Below are 19,668 nucleotides of genomic sequence, written 5' to 3'. Positions count from 1 at the left end.
GTGCCTGTGCCGTGCGGTCGCGTGGTGCTCGCCGGACGCGCGTGCGGGCTCCGGTGGAGCGTCGTCCACGCGGACCGCTGCCGCGACGCTACCGACGCTGGGTAGGGTGCGCTCATGGTGAAAGTTGCCAACGATCCGTCCCGCACCGAGGGTGACTTGCCAGCGGTGGGTCGCTCCGGCGAGCCCGAACCCGAGGTGTCGGGCATCTCGCTGCGGCTCATCGCCGGCCTCGCGGCGACGGCGCACGGGTCGGTGCGGGCCGGTTCCAGCCGCCTCGACGTCACCGTCGACGGCACCGCACCCCTGCGCACGGCCCTCCGCGACGCCGTCGCCGGGGCGCACCTCGGCCACCGCCTCGTCCTCGCCGACGCGGCCTCGCTCGCCGAGTCGGGCGAAAGTGGCGCACCGTCGGAGGACGGCGGCTCCCGGATGGCCGGCGTCGTCGCGCTCCTGCACTCCGCCGAGGCCGCGGGCCTCGTCGTCTCGGGCCTCGACGACGCGGCAACCGCCGAGCTCGTCGCGGCGGCGGAGCCGGTCGCCCTGCCCGTCATCGAGATCCCGCTCGACCGCATCGCGGCCTTCACGACCGAGGTGCTGAGCGCGATCCTCGACCACCAGACCGCGACCCTGCGCCGGCTCGAGGACGCCGACCGCGCCCTCGTGCAGATCGTGCTCGCCGGCGGCTCGCTCGACGACCTGTGCGAGCAGGTCGTCGGCTTCCTCGACGGGGCGGCCATGGTGACGACCACCGACGGGCGCGTCATCGCCCGCGCCGGCTCGGCCCGGGAGCTGGCCCACGCCGAGGGCCTCGACTGCTTCGACCGCACCGGGCGCCTCCTCACCGAGGCCGAGCCCACCGGCCCCCGACCCGACGGCCCCAACGCCAACCGGGCCGCCGTCCGGATCGTGGCCGGGCACCTCGACCACGGCCTGCTCATCGCCTTCTGCAGCCAGCGGCGGCTGACGACCGACGACGTGCGCCTGCTCGAGCGGGCCGCCACGGTCGCCGCGCTCGCCATCACCAAGGACTCGGCCGTGTCGGCCGTCGAGAGCAAGTACCGCGCCGAGTTCCTCCGCGACGCCCTCGCCGGCCGGGCCGGCACCCCCGTCGACGCCGTCGCCCACGCGCGCTCGCTCGGCTGGGACATCGACCGACCCCTCGTCGTCGTCGTGGCCGAGACCGACGAGGACGACGACCGGTCGACGCGCGACGGCGAGGAGGTGCGCTTCCTCCAGCAGCGCTTCGCCCGGGCCTGGACCCACGCCGTCGCCGTCCGCGACGCCGCCTCGCCCGTCATGGGCTTCAGCCGCGAGGTCGTCGCCCTCATCGGGGTGCCCGAGGGCTCCGACACCGACCAGGTGATGCGCATCGTCGGCGAGTACGTCCGGGTCGTGCGCGGTGACGGCGGCGGCGGCCGGCGCAGCTTCTCGGCCGGTGTCTCCCGCCCGATCGGCTCGGTGGCCGGCCTCCCCCAGGCCTACGACGAGGCCCTCTCGGCCGTCACGGTCGGGCGCCAGATGCACGGCGACGGGGCCCTGACCCACGTCGACGGCCTCGGCATCTACCGCCTGCTGGCGCTCATCCCCGACGGCACCGACCTGCGCCGCTTCGTCCACGAGTCGCTGCGCGAGCTGGCCACCGACGACTCACCGGAGTACGCCGGCCTGCGCCAGACCCTCGGCATCCTCATCGACACGAACATGAACGTCGCCGAGACGGCCCGGCTGCTCTTCTTCCACTACAACACGCTGCGCTACCGCATCGGCAAGCTCGAGAAGATCCTCGGACCCTTCACGACCGACCCCGACCTGCGCCTCACCCTCGCCTTGGCCCTCAAGATCCACCAGATGCGCGGCATCTGACCCGGTCCCAACCCGCCGACGTATGCCGTCCGCCTCGTCCGTGGAACATCGCACCCCCGCGACGGGGACCGATGTTCCACGGTCACGGGCCCTGTGGAGAGGCGTGACGCCCGGTCGTCGCCGCGGGTGACGATCGCGGGGTGCACCCACTCCTCCGGGCCCGGGCCGCCGGGCAGGCCGGGCTGCTCACCCGGGCCCAGGCGCTCGACGGCGGCCTGACGCGCAAGGCAGTGCAGTGGCGCCTGGCGAGCGGTCGGTGGCTGCTCGTGCACCCGGGCGTCTACCAGACCCTGCCCGGGCGGGACGACTGGGAGGCCGCCGCCGTCGCCGCCCTGCTGCACGCCGGCGCCGGCTCCGCCCTGCACGGCACGAGTGCCGCCCACCTCTGGGGGCTCGTGCGGGCAGCCCCCACCCCCATCACGGTGGTCATCCCGGCGACCCGGCGCGTGCGTCCGGTGGCCGGCGTCGTCGTGCTCCGCAGCCGGCAGGCCGACGGGCGCGTCGACCCGTTCGCGTGGCCGCACCGCACGACCGTCGAGCACACGGTCATGGACCTCTGCGACCATCAGGGCGCCGACCGCGTCGTCGCCGTGACCGCCAAGGCCCTGGGTCTCGGTCTGACGACCCCGGCACTGCTGCGCGAGGCCCTGGCGAGCCGGCCGCGGCAGTCCGGCCGGCGATTCCTGCTCGAGCTGCTCACCGAGGTCGCCGACGGTTTTGAGAGCCCGGCCGAGCGGCGCTACGTCCGGGACGCCGAGCGGGCGCACGGACTTCCCCGTGGCCGTTCCCAGTCGCCGTTCGGCCGGTCGGGGCGCCGCGACCGCGAGTACGAGCAGGGCGTCGTCGTCGAGGTCGACGGCCGCCTCGGGCACGCCGGGTGGCTCGAGGTGCAACGCGACGGCCGGCGTGACCGGGCCGCCACCGTCGCGGGCCGGACCACCCTCCGGTGCTTCTGGAGCGACCTCGTGCCCTCGGCGTGCGTGCTCGCGGGGGAGGTCGCACTGGTGCTCCGGGCGAAGGGCTGGCAGGGAGCCGCCTGCCGCTGCGGCTCGACCTGCGCCCTCGGTGCCACCCCACCTCCGTGGAGCATCGGTCCCCCGTGAGGGAGCCCGAAGTTCCACGGTGGACGGGAGGAGGCCGCGCAGGGTGCGGGCACGGGGTGGGGAGCGGGCGGCATACGTCATCTCCTGCCAGAGCGTCCACCTCGGCGTGTATCAACGTTTGACGAACGGAATCGCCTGCGGTGGGAGTAGTTTTCGGCCAACCCCGACTGGGGGCGTGACCCACGTCACGAGACGTGGCAACCAAGGGAGTCGGAATGGCTTTGGGCTGGAAACTTCACGGGGACGGCAAGACGATGGGCCCCGACGACGTCGTCGCTCCGGACGAGCGGCTCGCGTGGGGCAGGACGATCGGGCTCGGTGCGCAGCACGTCGTGGCGATGTTCGGGGCGACCTTCGTCTTCCCGCTCGTCATGGGTCTCAACCCGCAGCTCGCGATCATGATGAGCGGCATCGCGACGATCTGCTTCCTGCTCATCGTCAAGGGCAAGGTGCCGAGCTACCTCGGCACGTCGGCCAGCTTCGTCGGCGCGGTCGTCGCGATCCGCGCGCAGGGCGGCACCTCGCAGCAGGTGACGGGCGCGATCCTCGTCGCCGGCCTCGTGCTGGCGCTCGTCGGCGTCGCGATCCACTTCCTCGGCTCCGCGATCGTGCACAAGGTGCTGCCGCCGGTCGTCACCGGCGCCGTCGTCATGCTCATCGGCTTCAACCTCGCGCCGGTCGTCGCCGGCATCTACTGGCCCCAGGACCAGTGGGTGGCCCTGCTCGTCATGACGTTCACCGTCGTCTGCGCGGTCGCCTTCCGCGGGTTCGTCTCGCGCATCGCAGTCTTCCTCGCGCTGATCTTCGGCTACGTCATCAGCTGGATCTTCGACAAGGCGTTCGGCCAGATCACCTCCTACGACGCCGGCGCCGGCAAGGTGACGACGCACTTCCGCACGAACTTCGACAACCTCGCCGCGCAGCCGTGGTTCGGCTTCCCGCCCTCCACGACGATGGGCTCCGACGGCAAGGAGATCGTCGGCATCCACGCCCCGTCGTTCTCGATCGCCGCGATCCTCCTCGTGCTCCCGGCGGTCATCGCCCTCGTCGCCGAGAACACGGGCCACGTCAAGGCCGTCGCCGAGATGACGAAGTCCGACCTCGACCCCTACATGGGCCGGGCCATCGCCGCCGACGGTGTCGGCACGGTCATCGCGTCCGCGGTCGGCGGCTCGCCGACGACGACGTATGCCGAGAACATCGGCGTCATGGCGGCCACCCGCGTCTACTCGACGGCCGCCTACTACGTCGCGGCGATCGTCGCGATCGTCTTCGGCCTCTCGCCGAAGTTCGGCGCGCTCGTCGCCTCGGTGCCCGGTGGCGTCCTCGGCGGCATCACCGTCGTGCTCTACGGCATGATCGGCCTGCTCGGCGCGAAGATCTGGAAGGAGAACGGGGTCGACTTCGGCAACCCGATCAACCTCGTCCCCGTCTCCGCCGGCATCATCATCGGCATCGGCAACGTCGAGCTGAAGTTCACCGACAGCTTCACCCTCGGCGGCATCGCGCTCGGCACGATCGTCGCGGTCGCGGCCTTCCACCTGGCCCGCAGCCTCGCCCCGGCCGACCTGCGTGCACGCGCCGACAGCGCACGAGGCACGATGATCTCGCTCGGCGAACGCGAAGGCGACTACGGCGATGCCGACGGCATCGACGACCTCTACCAGGACCGTCCCGGCGGGCCCGACCTGCGCCGCCGCTGACGCACCTGCTCCCCCGCGGCCCGTGGGCCCCCGATCTCGAATCGGGGGCCCACGGTCGTTCACGGCAGATGTTGCCAAAAGCCCACGCCCAGCCATGCACAACCGTCACTAGTACCCGACCGTCATCGAGAGGCAGGATCAGTTCGGTGAAGCCCGCCCCCTTCGTGCACCACGCCCCGCTCACCGTCGAGCAGGCCGTCTCCGTCCTCACCGAGGTCGGTCATGACGGCAAGGTCCTCGCGGGTGGGCAGAGCCTCATCCCGATCCTCAACATGCGCCTCGCGTCACCGGCGCACCTCGTCGACATCAACCGGGTCGCCGGCCTCGACGCGGTGGAGGTCCGCCCCGACGCCGTCCGCGTCGGCGCCCTCGTGCGCCACGCCGGCCTCGAGCGCTCCGAGGTGGCGTATGCCGCCCTCCCCCTCCTGCGCCAGGCGCTCGTCAACGTCGCCCACCCCGCGATCCGCAACCGCGGCACGACGGTCGGCTCGATCGCGCACGCCGACGCCGCCGGGGAGATGCCGGCCGTGCTCGCCCTGACCGACGGGGTCATCGAGGTGGCCGGCCCGTCCGGGTCGCGCGAGGTGGCGTGGTCGGACTTCTTCCTCGGCGCGCTCGAGACCTCCCTCGCCGCCGACGAGCTCGCCGTGGCGGTGCGCTTCGGGCAGTTCCCCGCCGGCACCGGCACCGCCTTCGTCGAGGCCGCCCGCCGGCACGGCGACTACGCCATGGCCGGGATCGGCGTCGCGGTGACGGTCACAGACGGCGTCGTCTCCGCCGCCCGCGCCTCCTTCGTCTCCGTGACCGACGTGCCGTCGGTGCTCGACCTCGCCCCCGCGCTGGGCGGCGTCGAGCCGGGGTCGGGCGCGTGGGACTCGGCCCTCGAGGCCGCCGCCGACGCGGTCCACGCGCACGTCGAGCCGGAGGGCGACATCCACGCGAGCGCCGACTACCGCCGCATGCTCGTCACCGAGCTGACCCGACGGGTCCTCCCCCAAGCCGCCGACAGTGCAGGAGCCAGCGATGTCTGAGACCACGAGCGAGACCACGAGCGAGACCCTCCACGACGTGACCGTCACGGTGAACGGCCTGCGCCGCTCGGCCGCCGTGCCGGCCCGGCGCCTCCTGTCCGACTTCCTGCGCCACGACCTCGAGCTCACCGGCACCCACGTCGGCTGCGAGCACGGCGTCTGCGGCGCCTGCACCGTGCTCGTCGACGGTCAGCCGATGCGCTCGTGCCTGATGTTCGCCGTCACGGCCCAGGGCCACGCGATCACGACCGTCGAGGGCCTCTGCACGGCCCCCGACGCCCGGGTCGCCCCCACCGGCGAGTCGATGAACCCGGTGCAGCAGGCGTTCGCCGAGTGCCACGGCCTCCAGTGCGGCTTCTGCACCCCCGGGTTCCTCACCACGGTCACCGCCTACCTCGAGGAGAACCCGGCCCCGACGAGCGAGCAGGCGCGCGAGGCGATCTCGGGCAACCTGTGCCGCTGCACGGGCTACCAGAACATCGTCAAGAGCGTGCTCCGCGCCGCCGAGATCAAGGCCGAGATCAAGGCCGAGCGCGCTGACGGCGCGTCGGGCGAGGAGCAGGCATGACGACACAGATGTTCGGCGCGCCGATCAAGCGCAAGGAGGACCCCCGCCTCGTCACGGGCGGCGGGCGCTACCTCGACGACCTCGGCCAGGACGCGCTCGCAGCCGCCTTCGTGCGCAGCCCGCACGCGCACGCCCGGATCGTCGACATCGACGTGGCCGACGCCATCGACGTCGAGGGCGTCGTCGGCATCTACGTCCACGAGGACCTCCCCACCCGCGTCGGCGAACCGATGCCGCTCCTCATCCCGCACCCGACGCTGACGCACGGCCGCACCGGCTACGCGCTCGCCAAGGACCAGGTCAACCACGTCGGCGAGGCGATCGTCATGGTCGTCGCGACCGACCGCTACGTCGCCGAGGACGCCTGCCAGCGGATCCGCGTCAGCTACGAGCAGCTGCCCGTCGTCGTCGGCATCGAGAAGGCCCGCGACGGCGACCTGCTCGTGCACGACGACGTGCCGGGCAACGTCGCGGCCCACATGCTCCAGGAGGTCGGCGACGTCGACGCCGCCATGGCGTCGGCACCGCACACGCTGAGCCTCGACCTCGACATCGAGCGCAGCGCCTGCATGCCGATGGAGGGCAAGGGCGTCTACGCCCGCTGGGACTCCGAGCGCGGCGAGCTGCGGATGTACTCCTCGACCCAGACCTCGACGGGCGTGCGGGCGGCCGTCGCCGCGCGCCTCGAGCTGCCGCTGGCGAAGGTCGAGTGCATCGCGCCCGACGTGGGCGGCGGGTTCGGCGTCAAGATCATGCACCCGTGGCCCGAGGAGGTGCTCGTCCCGTGGGCAGCCCGTCTCCTCGGCCGCCCGGTCAAGTGGGCCGAGGACCGTCGCGAGCACTTCATCTCGTCGGCCCACGAGCGCGGCCAGCTCCAGCGCGTCACGGTCGGGTTCGACAACGACGGGAGGCTGCTCGCCCTCGACGTGAAGTTCTGGCACGACAACGGCGCCTACACGCCCTACGGCATCATCGTCCCGATCATCACCTCGACCCAGCTGCTCGGGCCCTACAAGCCCGGGACCTACCGCTGCGAGTTCTGGTCTCTCTACACGAACACCGTTCTCGTGACGCCCTATCGGGGTGCTGGTCGTCCGCAGGGCTGCTTCGCGATGGAGCGCACGATGGACGCCATCGCCGACGAGCTCGGCCTCGACCGCACCGAGGTGCGCGCCCGCAACTTCATCCTCCCGAGCGAGATGCCGTTCGACCACGGACTGCTCTTCCAGGACGGCCGCCCGCTCAAGTACGACTCGGGCGACTTCCCGACGAGCCTCGCCAAGCTCAAGGAGCTCGTCGGCTGGGACGACTTCGCCGACTACCGCCGCGCCGCCGAGGCCGAGGGCCGCAAGGTCGGCCTCGGGATCGGTTGCTACGTCGAGGGAACCGGAGTCGGCCCCTACGAGGGCGGCCACATCCAGATCGAGACGAGCGGCCGGGTCAACGTCGCGACCGGCCTGACGTCGCAGGGCCAGGGACACGAGACGGCCTTCGCGCAGATCGTCGCGCAGGAGCTCGGTGTGCGCATGGAGGACGTCCACGTCACGACGGGCGACACCCGCAAGATGCCGTACGCCGTCGGCACCTTCGCGTCCCGCGCCGCGGTCATGAGCGGCAGCGCCATCGCCCTCGGGGCCCGCAAGGTCCGCGAGAAGGCCCTGCGCATCGCCGCCGACGCCCTCGAGGTGTCGCCCGACGACCTCGAGATCGTCGAGGGGACCGTCCGCGTCAAGGGCGCCCCGACGACGTCGATGAGCCTCGGCACGGTGTCGGTGCTCTCCAACCCGCTGCGCTACGCGTTCGACGAGGCGGCCCAGGCCGCGACGCAGTTCGCCGGGACCTTCGACCCCGACAAGCCGCCCGTCGCGGAGGGTGAGGAGCCCGGCCTCGAGGGCAAGGGCTTCTACTCCCCCACCCAGGCGACCTTCGCCAACGGCATGCACGCGGCGATCGTCGAGACCGACCCCGTGACGGCCGAGATCCGCATCCTGCGCTACTGCGTCATCCACGACTGCGGCAACATGATCAACCCGATGATCGTCGAGGGCCAGGTGCACGGCGGCGTCGCGCAGGGGGTGGGCGGCGCGCTCTACGAGCGGATGGCCTACGACGAGTCCGGCCAGCTGCTCAACGCCTCCTACATGGACTTCCTCATGCCCTACGCGTCGGAGGTGCCGACCATCGAGGCCGACCACCTCGAGACGCCCAGCCCGCTCAACCCCTTGGGCATCAAGGGCGCCGGCGAGGCGGGGTGCATCCCCGTCACGGCCGTCATCGCCTCGGCGATCGAGGACGCCGAGGGCTTCCCGATCACCCGCATGCCCATCTCGCCCTACGAGCTCTGGGAGCTGCGCCGCCGGCACGCCGACGGCGAGATCCCCTCGCTGCACCGCACGACCCGCCCGTCACGCCCGCTCTCGAAGGAGCCGACCGCATGAAGATCACCGGATCCGCCACTCTCGCGGCCGACCCGCAGCAGGTGTGGGACGCCTTCCACGACCCGGCCGTGCTCGCGCGCTGCCTGCCGGGCTGCGAGCGCCTCACCGAGGTCGGCCCCGACCACTACGCCATGACCGTCACCGCGGGCGTGGCCGCCATCAAGGGCACCTACGACGGCGAGGTCTCGCTCCGCGACCCGCACCACCCGGACTCCTTCACCATGAAGGCCACCGGCTCCGGCGCGCCGGGCACCGTCGACGCGGACGTCGTCGTGCGCCTCGCCCCGGCAGCCGGCGGTGGCACCGCCCTCACCTACGACGCCGACGCGGCCGTCGGCGGCGTCATCGGCGGGGTCGGGCAGCGGATGCTCGCCGGCGTGACGAAGAAGATGGCCGGTCAGTTCTTCTCGGCCGTCGACGCCGACATCAGCGGGGTCCGCCCCGCCGCCAAGGCCGCTCCCGCCGCCGCGCCCGCCGCGGCACCCGGCATCCCTGCGGTGACGACGGGCGAGGCGGTCGCCGCGCCGACGACGTATGCCGGACAGCCCGGCCCCGCAGCCGGGTTCGCCGGGCGCGAGTTCGCGCTGGGCGTCGTGACCGGTGGGGTGGTCGCCCTCGTCGGAGTCCTCGTCGGCTGGGCCGTGGGACGGAGGGGCTGACGTGCGCGCCTTCACCGCCGCGGCCGTCCAGGTCGCCCCCGTCGCCGGACCGCTGACCGCCGAGTCGATCCGGGCCAACCTCGAACGCTGCGTCGAGATGACTCGTGAGTGCGTGGCCGCGACGGGCGCCGAGCTCGTCGTGCTGCCCGAGTCGGCGACGACCGGGTTCACGCCGAACTGCTCCAAGGAGGAGCTCTGGGACCTCGTCTCCGAGCTGCCCGGCGCGATGACCGAGCCCCTCCAGGATGTCGCCCGCGAGCTCGGCGTGCACCTCTGCTTCGGCACCTACGAGCGCGGGCCCGAGCGCGGCGTCGTCTACAACTCGTCGGTGCTCGTCGACCCGGCCGGCGAGGTGCTCGGCGTCTACCGCAAGACCCACCCGTTCTGCTCCGAGATCGTCTCGGGCGGCGGCTGGGTCACGCCGGGCGACACCGTGACGGTGTGCGACACCGAGCTCGGCCGCATCGGCATGATCATCTGCTTCGACGGCGACTACCCCGAGCTGTCCCGCATCCAGGCGGTGCAGGGCGCCGAGGTCATCTGCCGCCCGTCGGCGCTGCTGCGCTCGGCCGACATCTGGGACCTCACCTCGCGGGCCCGGGCGTACGACAACCACGTCTACGTCATCGGCGCCAACGCCGTCGGCGCCGACCCCGCCGGGGTGCTCTACTTCGGCAACTCGCACATCGTCACGCCGATCGGGCACATCGTGGCCAAGGCCGCGACGCACCCCGGCTGGGTGGCGGCCCGGCTCGACCCGGCCGACGCGCTCGCCTCGCTGACGCCGGGCTCGAACGTCGGCCAGGCGTTCGACCACCTCCGCGACCGCAACCTCGACCTCATCCGCAACCACCGGGTCGAGCTCGAGGGCGCCGCCGAGACGTCGTTCCCGCACGCCCCCATCCACCGCGGCGACGCCGGCTGACGCCGAGCGACACGCACGACACCGCCCGGCCGGGCCGACCGACGACCGTTGGTGGGCCCGGCCCCGCGGCGAGCCGGCTCCTGCCGCGTGCCGGCGTACGCGTGGGTGGGCAACGGTCGTCCGTCGGCCGGTGGGCTCAGCTGCCTCCCGCGCGTCGGACCGCCGCGGCCCGGCTGGCGAGGTGCCGACGCTCCGCCTCGTTCGTCGCGATCCCGGCCGCCCGCTCGAGGTGCTGGGCCGCCTCGTCGGAGCGACCCGCCATCTCGAGCAGCCGTCCGCGCACCGCCAGCCACCGGTGCGTCGCGCCGAGGTCCGGCTCGACGGCGTCGACGACGGCGAGGGCCGCGTCGGGTCCCTGCGCCATCGCCACCGCGACAGCGCGGTTCAGCGTCACGACGGGGTTGCGGGTCACCCGCTCGAGCAGCTCGTAGAGCCGGAGGATCTCGGCCCAGTCGGTGTCGGCCGCCGTGGCGGCGCGGTCGTGCACGGCCGCGATCGCCGCCTGCAGCTGGTAGTTCCCGACCGCGCCGTGGGCGAGCGCGTCGTCGAGCACGGCGAGGCCCTCGGCGACGAGGTCGGCGTCCCAGAGCGAGCGGTCCTGCTCCGGCAGCGGCACGAGCTCGCCGCGGCCGTCGGTGCGGGCTGGGCCGCGCGCCTCGAGCAGGAGCATGAGGGCGAGCAGACCAGTGGCCTCCGCGTGGTCGGGCACGGCCGCCACGAGCAGGCGCGCCAGGCGGATCGCCTCGCGGGAGAGGTCGACCCGCCGCAGCTGCACCCCACGGGAGCTCGTGTGGCCCTCGTTGAAGACGAGGTAGAGGACGTGCAGCACGGACGGCAGACGGGCGTCGAGATCGGCAGCGGGCGGCATACGGAATCGGGCGCCGGACGCGCGGACCGTCGCCTTGGCCCGGCTGATCCGCTGCGCCATCGTCGGCTCCGGAACGAGGAACGCGTGCGCGATCTCGGCCGTCGTGAGACCGCCGACGGCACGCAGCGTCAGGGCGATCGCCGACGCCGGCGTGAGCGAGGCATGGCAGCAGAGCAGCAGGAGCACCAGGCTGTCGTCACGGTCGTCCGGGTCGACGGCCGGCACGTCCCAGGCGATGACGCGGGCCTCCCGCGCGCGGCGCGCCAGTCGCTGCGCCACAGGTCGACGAGCCGGCGCGACGCCGTGGTGACGAGCCATGCCCGGGGTTCCGCGGGCACGCCGTCGACGGGCCAGCGCCCGGATGCCGCGAGCAGCGCCTCCTGCACGGCGTCCTCGGCCGCGTCGAAGTCGCCGAACCTGCGGCTGACGATGCCGACGACCTGCGGCGCGAGCTCGCGCAGCAGGTCGTCGACGGGCGCCGGTGCGCTCAGGACGCGCCCTCCGCGGTGCGGAGGAAGGCGTCCATGCCCTCTGGGTCGGCGGGCGGCTCGTCCATGACCTGCCGCACGTGGACCGGCTGCTGCGTCGGGCGTCCACCGCGTCCCGGAACGGCCGAGACCCGCGCGGCGATCTCGATCGCCCGCGCCTCCGAGGCGACCTCGACGACCTGGAAGCCGGCGAGCCACTCCTTGAACTCCGAGAACGGCCCGTCCGTCACGACGGGTGCGCCGCCGTCGCTCGTCACGATCTTGGCGAGGTCGGGGCCGGTGAGGATCGTCCCCTCCACGAGCTCGCCCGAGGCCATCAGCTCGTCGTTGAGGACGCCGTAGTGGTCGAGGTGCGCCTGCACCTCCGCGGGCTCCCACTCCGACATGGGGGTGTCGTCCGGGCCCGAGCGGAAGTCGACGCCGATGAGGTACCTGGCCATTCGTCTGCTCCTTCGTCGTGTCGTGCCAGCGTGGCACGCTCACCCGTGGGACGGAGCCGGCGGCGCGCCCTCGACATCCTCCCCGAGTGCCGTTCGGGGACCACGCGCGACGAGCGCCGCACCCCCGGCCAGCACGAGCAGCACGACGACGAGGACGGTCAGCACCACGGCGCCACTCGGGTCGTCCCACAGCACGATGACGAGGGCCCCGAGGGCGACGACGGAGCCGGCCGCCGCGCGCGGGCGACGCGTCACGGCGACACCGAGGGGGCCACGCGACAGGTCGTGCCACAGCCCGCGTCCGACGGCGAGCGCCCGCCCGCCGAGGCGGGCCACGGTGGCGCGGTGGCCGAGCAGCGCCGTGAGCCCGGCGACGAGGAGGACCACGACGAACGCGAGCCGGATGCCGTCGCGCAGGAAGCGCGTCAGGGTGTCGAACACGGCGGCGGAGGCCGACGTCGACAGGACCGTGGTCGGCATCCGGTCGAGATAGACCTCACGGGCCACGAGCAGACCGGCGCGCAGGAGCAGCAGGCCGAGCGCCGTCGCGAGCGCGGCCCGCAGGACGGTCCGGCGCCGGCGACCGCGCGCGAGGGCGACGCCGCCGGCGACCGCCGCCAGCCCGATCCACGGCAGCCAGTCGGCGAGGGTGCGCAGCCACCGCACGAGCTGCTGGGCTCGTTCGACGCCGTCGAGCCGGGCGATCTCGATGGAGGTCCCCACCGCCGGGATCGACTGCGCCACCGTCAGACCCGAGGCCACGAGCCGGGCCTTGACGAGCTCGATGACGGGTGCGAGATCGAGCAGCACCGCGCCCCCGGCGACCGTCACGGCCTGCCCCTCGTCCTCGCCCGTCAGGATGCCGACGAGCGTCGCGTGCGCCGCCCGGTTGGCGGCCGTCCACACCGCCGCGAACTGCTCGCTCACCACGGCGCGGTGCACGGCGGTCGCGACGAGGCCCGTGACCGCGGACGCGATCGGCGCGCGCAGCCGCTGCGCCTGCTGGGGCAACGCCTGGGCGACGAGCGCGCCCACGTCGAGGCGCGCGGCGATCTGCCGGTTGGCCACGCCCTCGACCGCCGCCTGCACACCCGGGTCGGTGGCGAGCGGCGCCGTGTTGGCCACGTAGCGCTCCGTGTCGAGCACCTGGTTGCGGGCCCAGACGGCCGGCACCGTGAGGGTCAGGCAGAGCGCCCCGACGACGACGAGCACGGCGACCGCGACGCTGCGGGAGAGGCGACGGGCCCGGGCCCCGCCGGGCGACTCGAGCGCGGCGTTCCGGCGGCGCAGCCGCTCCACCTCCGCCTCGAGCGCAGCGACGTCGGCCCGCCTGTCCTCGTCGGCCATGCCGCCCTCCTCCCACCCGCGCCCGGATGCCGGGTCGCCCACCCAGCGTCGCCGCGGCGGCCGCGCGCGGCATCATGCGCCGCGGGTGAGAGCACGCGGGGGCGACGGCCTGCGGGATTGGCGAGGTGTGAGCCGGGAGGGCCGTTCCGTTGGCAGGTTGTGCCAACGAAACGGCGCGGCCATCTGCCGTTGAATCGGTGCAGCCCAGCCAGCACGTCACACCCGAGGAGCGCGCATGCCCGACGCGACCACCCAGCCCGCCGAGACCGGGGCGGCCGCCACCCGTCGCATCCGCATCGGGATCGACACCGGCGGCACGTTCACCGACGTCGTCGCGCTCGACGAGGTGTCGGGCGAGCTCGTCACGACGAAGACCCCGTCGACGCCCGGCAACCCCGCCGACGGCTTCCTCAACGGCGTGCGCAAGGTGCTCGACCTCATGGGTGCGAGCGGCGACGACATCACCGCGGTGTCGCACGGCACGACCGTCGCCACGAACAAGCTCCTCGAGGGCAAGGTCGAGGCCCTCGGCTTCATCACGACCGAGGGCTACGAGTTCATCCTCGAGATCGCCCGCCAGGCCGTGCCCGACGGTTACGGCAACTCCTACTTCTGGGTCAAGCCGCCGCGCATCGTCCCGGCCGACTACGTCAAGACCGTCGGCGGCCGCATCGACTTCGAGGGCAACGAGATCCGGCCCTTCGACGAGCAGAGCGCCGTGCGCGCGGCCCGCTGGTTCAAGGAGCGCGGCATCACGACGATCGGCGTCTGCCTCCTGCACTCCTACGCCGACGACAGCCACGAGCTCGCCCTGCGCGAGGTGCTGCGGCGCGAGCACCCCGAGGCGGTCGTCTCGATCAGCTCCGAGGTGCTGCGGGAGTACCGCGAGTACGAGCGGTCGATGACGACCCTCGTCGACGCCGCGGTCAAGCCCAACGTGTCGCGCTACGTCGCCAACATCCACCAGCGGCTCGACGACTTCGTCAGCAGCGGCGCGAAGCTGCCCTTCTACATCATGAAGTCCAACGGCGGCGTGCTCTCGGCCGACGAGGTCGTGCACCAGCCGATCACCACGGTCCTCTCCGGGCCGGCGGCCGGCGCGCTCGGCGCGGGCCTCATCGCGAGCCGCGCGGGCTTCGAGAAGGTGCTCACCTGCGACGGCGGCGGCACCTCGACCGACGTCTCCGTCGTGCTCGGCGGCGAGCCGACCCTGACGACCGAGGGCTCGGTCGGCGCCTACCCGAGCAAGATCCCGATGATCGACGTCGTCACGGTCGGCGCGGGCGGCGGCTCCATCGCGTGGGTCTCCCCCGAGGGCTCGCTCAAGGTCGGCCCGCAGTCGGCCGGTGCCGACCCCGGCCCGCTCTGCTACGCCAAGGGCGGCACCGAGCCGACGATCACCGACGCCCACGTGACCCTCGGACGCATCCCCCCGCACCTGCTCGGCGGCGAGATCCCGCTCGACGTCGACGCCGCCCGGGCCGGCATCACCGAGCTGGCGGCCCGCCTCGAGCTCGACTTCGAGCGCTGCGCCACCGGCATCCTCGAGATCTCCGCGTGGAACCAGGCCAACGCCCTGCGCCAGGTCTCGGTCAAGCGCGGCCTCGACGTGCGCGACTTCATGCTCGCGACCTTCGGCGGCTCGGGCTCGCTGCTCGCCTGCCGCCTCGTCGACATCCTCGGCCTCGCCGGCGTCGTCGTGCCGCAGAACCCCGGCAACGTCTCGGCCTTCGGCCTGCTCACCGTCGACGTCAAGAACGACTACGTGCAGACCGCCGTCGCCCGCCAGCACGCCCTCGACTTCGCGGCCGTGCAGAAGACGTTCGACGACCTGACGGGCCGCGCCGCCGCGGCGCTCGACGCGGAGGGCTTCCCCCGTGACGCTCACCGCTACACGCGCACCGTCGACCTGCGCTACTTCGGCCAGGCCTACGAGGTGCGCGTCAGCGCCCCCGACGGCGAGGTCGACGCGGCGTATGCCGCCGGAGTCGCCGAGCGCTTCCACGACGAGCACCGCGCCCTCTACGGCTACGACTTCCGCGACGACCCCACGCAGCAGGTCGAGTGGGTCAACCTGCGCGTCACCGGCGTCGGCCCGATCACCCGTCCCGAGCTGCGCGAGCTCGCCTCCGCCGAGGGCGCCGCCGACGTGCGCGAGCGGGCCCACCGCAGCACCCGCCCGGTCTGCTTCGACCCCGAGGACGGCTACGTCGACACCGACGTCTGGTGGCGTCCCGACCTGCTCGCCGGCGACGTCGTCACCGGCCCCGCGATCGTCGAGGAGTTCGGCTCCACGGTCCCCGTCCACCCCGGCTTCGTCGTCCGCGTCGACAGCCTCGGCAACCTCGTCATCACCAAGGAGGCCTGAGATGTGCTTCTCCTGCCAGACCGCGGCCACGCGCCTCGCCCCCGTCGACGCCGCCGTCGGCTCCCACGCCAGCAGCACGGAGGCCGGCCACACGGACGGGCCCGTCAACCCCGCGGGGCTCCCGACGGCATACGAGCACGGCAACCGGCTGACGCCCGAGGGCAGCTCGGTCGACCCGATCCTCGTCGAGATCGTCGAGGGCACCCTCGCGAGCGTCGAGATGGAGGTCGAGACGGCCATCGCACGCACGTCGCGCTCCCCCATGATCCGTGACGCGCACGACTTCCGCGCCGGCATCCACGACCGCCAGCTGCGCAAGCTGACCGGCCGCTCCTACAGCGCGCTCGTGCACCCCATCGCCCGCGACTTCCCGCTCTCCGAGATGAGCGAGGGCGACGTCTTCTTCCACAACGACGTCTACGAGTCGGAGGGCGGCATCGGCCACCTGCCCGACCTCTGCGTCACCGTGCCGGTCTTCTCGGGCGGCGAGGTCGTCGCGTTCGTCCAGGCCTTCGGTCACCACGACGACATCGGTGGCGCCGTGCCCGGCTCGATGCCGAGCAACGCACAGACCGTCTTCGAGGAGGGGCTCTCGGTCCCGCCGATCAAGCTGTGGGACAAGGGCGTCCCGAACCAGGCCGCCCTGCGCATCATGACGCGGAACAGCCGCATGCCCGACAGCCTGGCCGCCGACCTCGACGCCGAGTGCTCGGCCTGCCTCATGGGCGCGCGCCGCCTCAGCGAGCTCTTCGAGCGCTACGGCCGCGACACCATCGAGGCCGCGTTCGACGCGATCCTCGACAAGACGACGGAGACCTACCGCCGCGAGATCCTCAGCAAGATCCCCGACGGCACCTACGTCTGGGAGGACTACGCCGAGCACGACGGCGTCGACGAGCCGATGCTGCACACGCAGCGGATCACCCTGACCAAGGTCTCGACCGGCGGCCCCGGCCCCGGCGACGGCGGTCCGAAGCTCGTCATCGACTTCACCGGCACGGCCAAGCAGGCCAAGGGCCCGATCAACCACTGCGGCGACTACGTCGGCGGCAACTTCCTCAAGAAGTGGCTCGCCCCGATCCTCCGCAACCTCGCGGACACCCCCGAGCGGATGGCCGAGCTCGACGTCAATGAGGGCATCGTGCCGCTCATCGAGATGAAGTTCCCGGAGAAGGGCACGCTGCTCACGCCGATCTACCCGGCGCCGACCAACGCCCGTACCTTCGTCATCCTGCGCCTCCTCGGCGTGCTCGCCGGCGTCGTCGCCAAGGCCGTCGACGGCCGGATGCCCGCCGACCAGGAGACGATCCGCTACACGGGCGTCTACGGCAAGGACCGCGACGGCAACGACTACCTCATGCGCGAGGTGCTCGGCGGGGGCTCGGGCGGCCGCTACTACGCGGACGGCGAGGACACGATCCACGTCGTGCCCGACAGCCGCAACCTGCCGACCGAGTTCACCGAGAGCCGCTTTCCCTTCATCGTCGAGCGGCTCGGTCTGGCCGTCGACTCCGGTGGCGCGGGTCGCCACCGCGGTGGGCTCGGCTACGAGAAGCACATCCGCATGCTCAAGGACGCGAACTTCATGTCCATCGCGGACCGCTCGATCCTCGCGTGCTGGGGAGTCAAGGGCGGCAAGGCCGGTCGTCCCTTCGAGGTGACCGTTGACGTGGGTGGCCCCGAGGAGCGCACCGTCGACGCGCTGGCCGACGCCGAGTTCATCAAGGCCGGCCAGGTCATCCGCATCCGCACGACGGGCGGCGGCGGCTGGGGCGACCCGCTCGAGCGTCCCTACGACGAGGTCGAGCGCGACCTCCGGTGGGGCAAGGTCTCGATCGAGGGCGCGCTCCGCGACTACGGCGTCGTCGCCTCGGGCGACAAGGAGGCCCCCGTCATCGACGCGGCCGCGTCCGACGCGGAGCGCGAGCGGCGCCGAGCCGAGCGTCCGGAGGAGTCCCCGTTCTTCGACCGCGGTCCCGGCTACGCGGCCCTGGCCGAGGGCAAGGTGGCCGCGGATGTCGACTGGCTCTGACGCAGGGGACGAGATCCGTGACGACGAGCGCACCGCAGCCGCCGACTCGGGCGACGGTGCTCGTCGTCGGCGCGGCCGGCAAGACCGGCCGCGCGATGACGGCCGCCCTGTCGCGGCGCGGCGTCGACGTCCGCGCTGCCCTACGATCGCCGGCGAGGGCCGAGACGGCGTATGCCGCTGGGGCGTCATCGATCTCGGTCGTTGACCTCGAGTCGGGGCTGGGTCTCGACGAGGCGGTGGACGGCGTCGACGCCGTCTACCACCTCGCCCCCAACGTCCACCCCGACGAGGTGGGTATCGCCGAGCGCGTGGCCTCCGCCGCCGCGCGCGCCGGGGTCACCCGGTTCGCCTTCCACTCCGTGCTGCACCCCGACGACACCTCGATGCCGCACCACGTGCGCAAGGGGCGGGCCGAGACCGTGGTGCGCGAGCTCCTGCCGCACGCGACCGTGCTCCGCCCGGCCGCCTACCACCAGAACCTCGTCGGGGCCGCCCTCTCCGGCCGCATCGCCGTGCCGCACTCGCTCGACACGCCCTTCACGAACGTCGACCTCCACGACGTCGCCGAGGTCGCGGCCGCAGTGCTGACGACCCCCGGTCACGAGGGCCGCGCGTACGACCTCGCCGGCCCGGAGCAGCTGACCGTGCGCGAGCAGGCCGCGGTCGCGGCCCACGTGCTCGGGCACCCTGTCGTCGCCGAGCAGCTCGTCCCCGAGGCGTGGGCCGAGGGGCCAGGAGCCGCCCTGGGCGAGCAGTCCCGCGCCGACCTGCTGGCGATGTTCACGGCATACGACCGCGGGGGTCTCGTCGGCGACCCGGCGGCCCTGACGGCCCTTCTCGGAAGGCGGCCCACCACGTGGGCCGGGGTGCTCACGCGCTGACCCGCGGCGTGGCCGCACGAGCCGCACTCACGAGGCGCCGACGGTCTCCAGCTCGGCGAGCTCGACCCTCTGGTCGCCTTCCGACGCGGTGCGTCCCGGATCCGGGACGAGCGCCAGCACCCGCGACCTCGCCAGCTCGCGCCGCAGCGCCGCGACCTCGTCGGCGAGCGCCGCGACGTCGCGACGGGTGGCCGCGCCGGTCTCCTGCTCGGCCTCGCGCACCCGGTCGACGAGCGACGAGGCGAAGGCGGCGGTGATGACGCCGAGCAGCGCGATCCCCGCGATCATGAGACCCGCTGCGACGTAACGGCCCTCGATCGTCGTCGGGTAGCGGTCGCCGTAGCCGACCGTCGTCACGGTGGAGACGGCCCACCACAGCGCGTCCTGGAACGAGCGGATGTTGGCCGTCGGGCTCTGCCGCTCGGCGTCGAGCACGGCGAGCGCGGCCACGAAGATGACGAGCGACGTCGCGCCCACGACGTAGGTGAGCACGCGCCCCCGCAGCGAGCTGCCGGCGTGCCGGATGAGCACCGACATGAGGGTGACGAGGCGCAGCGGGCGGAGCGGGCGCAGCACCGGGAGCACGACGACGACGAGGTCGAGCAGGTGGCTCCGCACGAAACGCCAGCGGTCCGAGGCGAGTCCGACCCGCACGCCGAAGTCGAGGGCGAAGACGGCCCACGTGACCCATGTCGCCGCGGCGCACAGCGACTGCTGCCCCGCCGGAAGCCCGGGGTCGAGGATCGGCAGGGCGTAGGCGAGGAGGAAGGCGACGGCGGCGGCGGTGAGCACCCAGCCGGTGCGCGCCTCCCATCGCAGCACCCTGGGCTCGTCGGCTCTCATGGCGCCATCGTGGCGGTCGCACATGCGGTGCGGTCGGTGGCCGGCTGGGAAGTCGCTGGGAGTCGGACGAGGAGTCGGGCGGGCGGCGGGCGGGCCGCGGGCCGGCGTCGG

15 protein-coding genes and 1 pseudogene are annotated in these 19,668 nt (G+C 73.2%); 11 read left to right on the top strand and 5 right to left on the bottom strand.

Features of this window, described 5'->3' with window-relative positions:
* Positions 1–114 precede the first annotated feature (114 nt).
* From ABD979_RS06655 to ABD979_RS06620, 8 genes are all read left to right on the top strand, one after another.
* A complete protein-coding gene (locus tag ABD979_RS06655) occupies positions 115–1,863 on the top strand; it encodes a helix-turn-helix domain-containing protein (protein ID WP_345506663.1) in 1,749 nt (582 codons plus the stop codon).
* Between the two features lie 140 nt (positions 1,864–2,003).
* Positions 2,004–2,966 (top strand): hypothetical protein, encoded by a 963-nt coding sequence (locus ABD979_RS06650; RefSeq protein WP_345506662.1) that lies wholly within the window; start codon positions 2,004–2,006, stop codon positions 2,964–2,966.
* A 215-nt stretch (positions 2,967–3,181) separates the two neighbouring features.
* Positions 3,182–4,669 (top strand): uracil-xanthine permease family protein, encoded by a 1,488-nt coding sequence (locus ABD979_RS06645; RefSeq protein ID WP_345506661.1) that lies wholly within the window; start codon positions 3,182–3,184, stop codon positions 4,667–4,669.
* 146 nt (positions 4,670–4,815) lie between these two features.
* Positions 4,816–5,700 carry an FAD binding domain-containing protein gene (locus tag ABD979_RS06640; protein ID WP_345506660.1) on the top strand — a complete coding sequence of 295 codons (885 nt, stop codon included), beginning with the start codon at positions 4,816–4,818 and terminating at the stop codon, positions 5,698–5,700.
* Positions 5,693–6,268 carry a (2Fe-2S)-binding protein gene (locus ABD979_RS06635; protein ID WP_345506659.1) on the top strand — a complete coding sequence of 192 codons (576 nt, stop codon included), beginning with the start codon at positions 5,693–5,695 and terminating at the stop codon, positions 6,266–6,268. Before ABD979_RS06640 ends, ABD979_RS06635 begins: the two co-directional genes overlap by 8 nt.
* Positions 6,265–8,706, top strand: a complete 2,442-nt coding sequence (gene cutA / locus ABD979_RS06630) for an aerobic carbon-monoxide dehydrogenase large subunit (protein WP_345506658.1) — start codon at positions 6,265–6,267, stop codon at positions 8,704–8,706. The genes ABD979_RS06635 and cutA overlap by 4 nt, the downstream gene beginning before the upstream one ends.
* Positions 8,703–9,365 (top strand): SRPBCC family protein, encoded by a 663-nt coding sequence (locus tag ABD979_RS06625; protein WP_345506657.1) that lies wholly within the window; start codon positions 8,703–8,705, stop codon positions 9,363–9,365. Before cutA ends, ABD979_RS06625 begins: the two co-directional genes overlap by 4 nt.
* Position 9,366: 1 nt before the next feature.
* On the top strand, positions 9,367–10,290 hold the full coding sequence (locus tag ABD979_RS06620) for a carbon-nitrogen hydrolase family protein (RefSeq protein WP_345506656.1): 924 nt from the start codon (positions 9,367–9,369) through the stop codon (positions 10,288–10,290).
* Between the two features lie 136 nt (positions 10,291–10,426).
* On the opposite strand, the gene ABD979_RS06615 is transcribed toward ABD979_RS06620, so the two are convergent.
* From ABD979_RS06615 to ABD979_RS06600, 4 genes and pseudogenes are all read right to left on the bottom strand, one after another.
* Complete coding sequence (locus ABD979_RS06615; RefSeq protein WP_345506655.1) at positions 10,427–11,437, bottom strand: RNA polymerase sigma factor; 1,011 nt, start codon at positions 11,435–11,437, stop codon at positions 10,427–10,429.
* Positions 11,438–11,478: 41 nt separating this feature from the next.
* Positions 11,479–11,589: pseudogene (locus ABD979_RS06610) on the bottom strand (hypothetical protein); the annotation flags it as partial.
* Between the two features lie 56 nt (positions 11,590–11,645).
* Positions 11,646–12,086 (bottom strand): YciI family protein, encoded by a 441-nt coding sequence (locus ABD979_RS06605; RefSeq protein ID WP_345506654.1) that lies wholly within the window; start codon positions 12,084–12,086, stop codon positions 11,646–11,648.
* Positions 12,087–12,125: 39 nt separating this feature from the next.
* Positions 12,126–13,433, bottom strand: coding sequence for a hypothetical protein (locus ABD979_RS06600; protein ID WP_345506653.1), 1,308 nt, complete (start codon positions 13,431–13,433; stop codon positions 12,126–12,128).
* A 235-nt stretch (positions 13,434–13,668) separates the two neighbouring features.
* Between ABD979_RS06600 and ABD979_RS06595 the strand changes: the two genes are divergently transcribed.
* From ABD979_RS06595 to ABD979_RS06585, 3 genes are read left to right on the top strand one after another with little or no spacing between them, the layout of a single operon-like run.
* Entirely contained in the window at positions 13,669–15,801 is a 2,133-nt protein-coding gene (locus ABD979_RS06595; RefSeq protein ID WP_345506652.1) for a hydantoinase/oxoprolinase family protein, read from the top strand.
* A 1-nt stretch (position 15,802) separates the two neighbouring features.
* Positions 15,803–17,833, top strand: a complete 2,031-nt coding sequence (locus ABD979_RS06590; protein WP_345506651.1) for a hydantoinase B/oxoprolinase family protein — start codon at positions 15,803–15,805, stop codon at positions 17,831–17,833.
* Between the two features lie 17 nt (positions 17,834–17,850).
* Entirely contained in the window at positions 17,851–18,714 is an 864-nt protein-coding gene (locus tag ABD979_RS06585) for an SDR family oxidoreductase (RefSeq protein ID WP_345506650.1), read from the top strand.
* A 27-nt stretch (positions 18,715–18,741) separates the two neighbouring features.
* Here ABD979_RS06585 and ABD979_RS06580 read toward each other — a convergent pair whose 3' ends face one another.
* Positions 18,742–19,557: a potassium channel family protein gene (locus tag ABD979_RS06580; RefSeq protein WP_345506649.1), complete on the bottom strand. Its 816-nt coding sequence runs from the start codon at positions 19,555–19,557 to the stop codon at positions 18,742–18,744.
* Positions 19,558–19,668: the final 111 nt, after the last annotated feature.

The sequence above is a fragment of the Terrabacter aeriphilus genome (assembly GCF_039542985.1).
GTDB classification, from domain to species: domain Bacteria; phylum Actinomycetota; class Actinomycetes; order Actinomycetales; family Dermatophilaceae; genus Terrabacter; species Terrabacter aeriphilus.
Note: the sequence above shows the minus strand (reverse complement) of the source record. Positions and strands in the feature narration are given on the sequence as shown.

Coding starts and splice junctions, on each gene's coding strand:
- ABD979_RS06600 (WP_345506653.1), bottom strand. CDS start 13,433: ATGGCCGACGAGGACAGGCGGGCCGACGTCGCTGCGCTCGAGGCGGAG.
- ABD979_RS06605 (WP_345506654.1), bottom strand. CDS start 12,086: ATGGCCAGGTACCTCATCGGCGTCGACTTCCGCTCGGGCCCGGACGAC.
- cutA (WP_345506658.1), top strand. CDS start 6,265: ATGACGACACAGATGTTCGGCGCGCCGATCAAGCGCAAGGAGGACCCC.
- ABD979_RS06595 (WP_345506652.1), top strand. CDS start 13,669: ATGCCCGACGCGACCACCCAGCCCGCCGAGACCGGGGCGGCCGCCACC.
- ABD979_RS06635 (WP_345506659.1), top strand. CDS start 5,693: ATGTCTGAGACCACGAGCGAGACCACGAGCGAGACCCTCCACGACGTG.
- ABD979_RS06625 (WP_345506657.1), top strand. CDS start 8,703: ATGAAGATCACCGGATCCGCCACTCTCGCGGCCGACCCGCAGCAGGTG.
- ABD979_RS06580 (WP_345506649.1), bottom strand. CDS start 19,557: ATGAGAGCCGACGAGCCCAGGGTGCTGCGATGGGAGGCGCGCACCGGC.
- ABD979_RS06645 (WP_345506661.1), top strand. CDS start 3,182: ATGGCTTTGGGCTGGAAACTTCACGGGGACGGCAAGACGATGGGCCCC.
- ABD979_RS06590 (WP_345506651.1), top strand. CDS start 15,803: ATGTGCTTCTCCTGCCAGACCGCGGCCACGCGCCTCGCCCCCGTCGAC.
- ABD979_RS06655 (WP_345506663.1), top strand. CDS start 115: ATGGTGAAAGTTGCCAACGATCCGTCCCGCACCGAGGGTGACTTGCCA.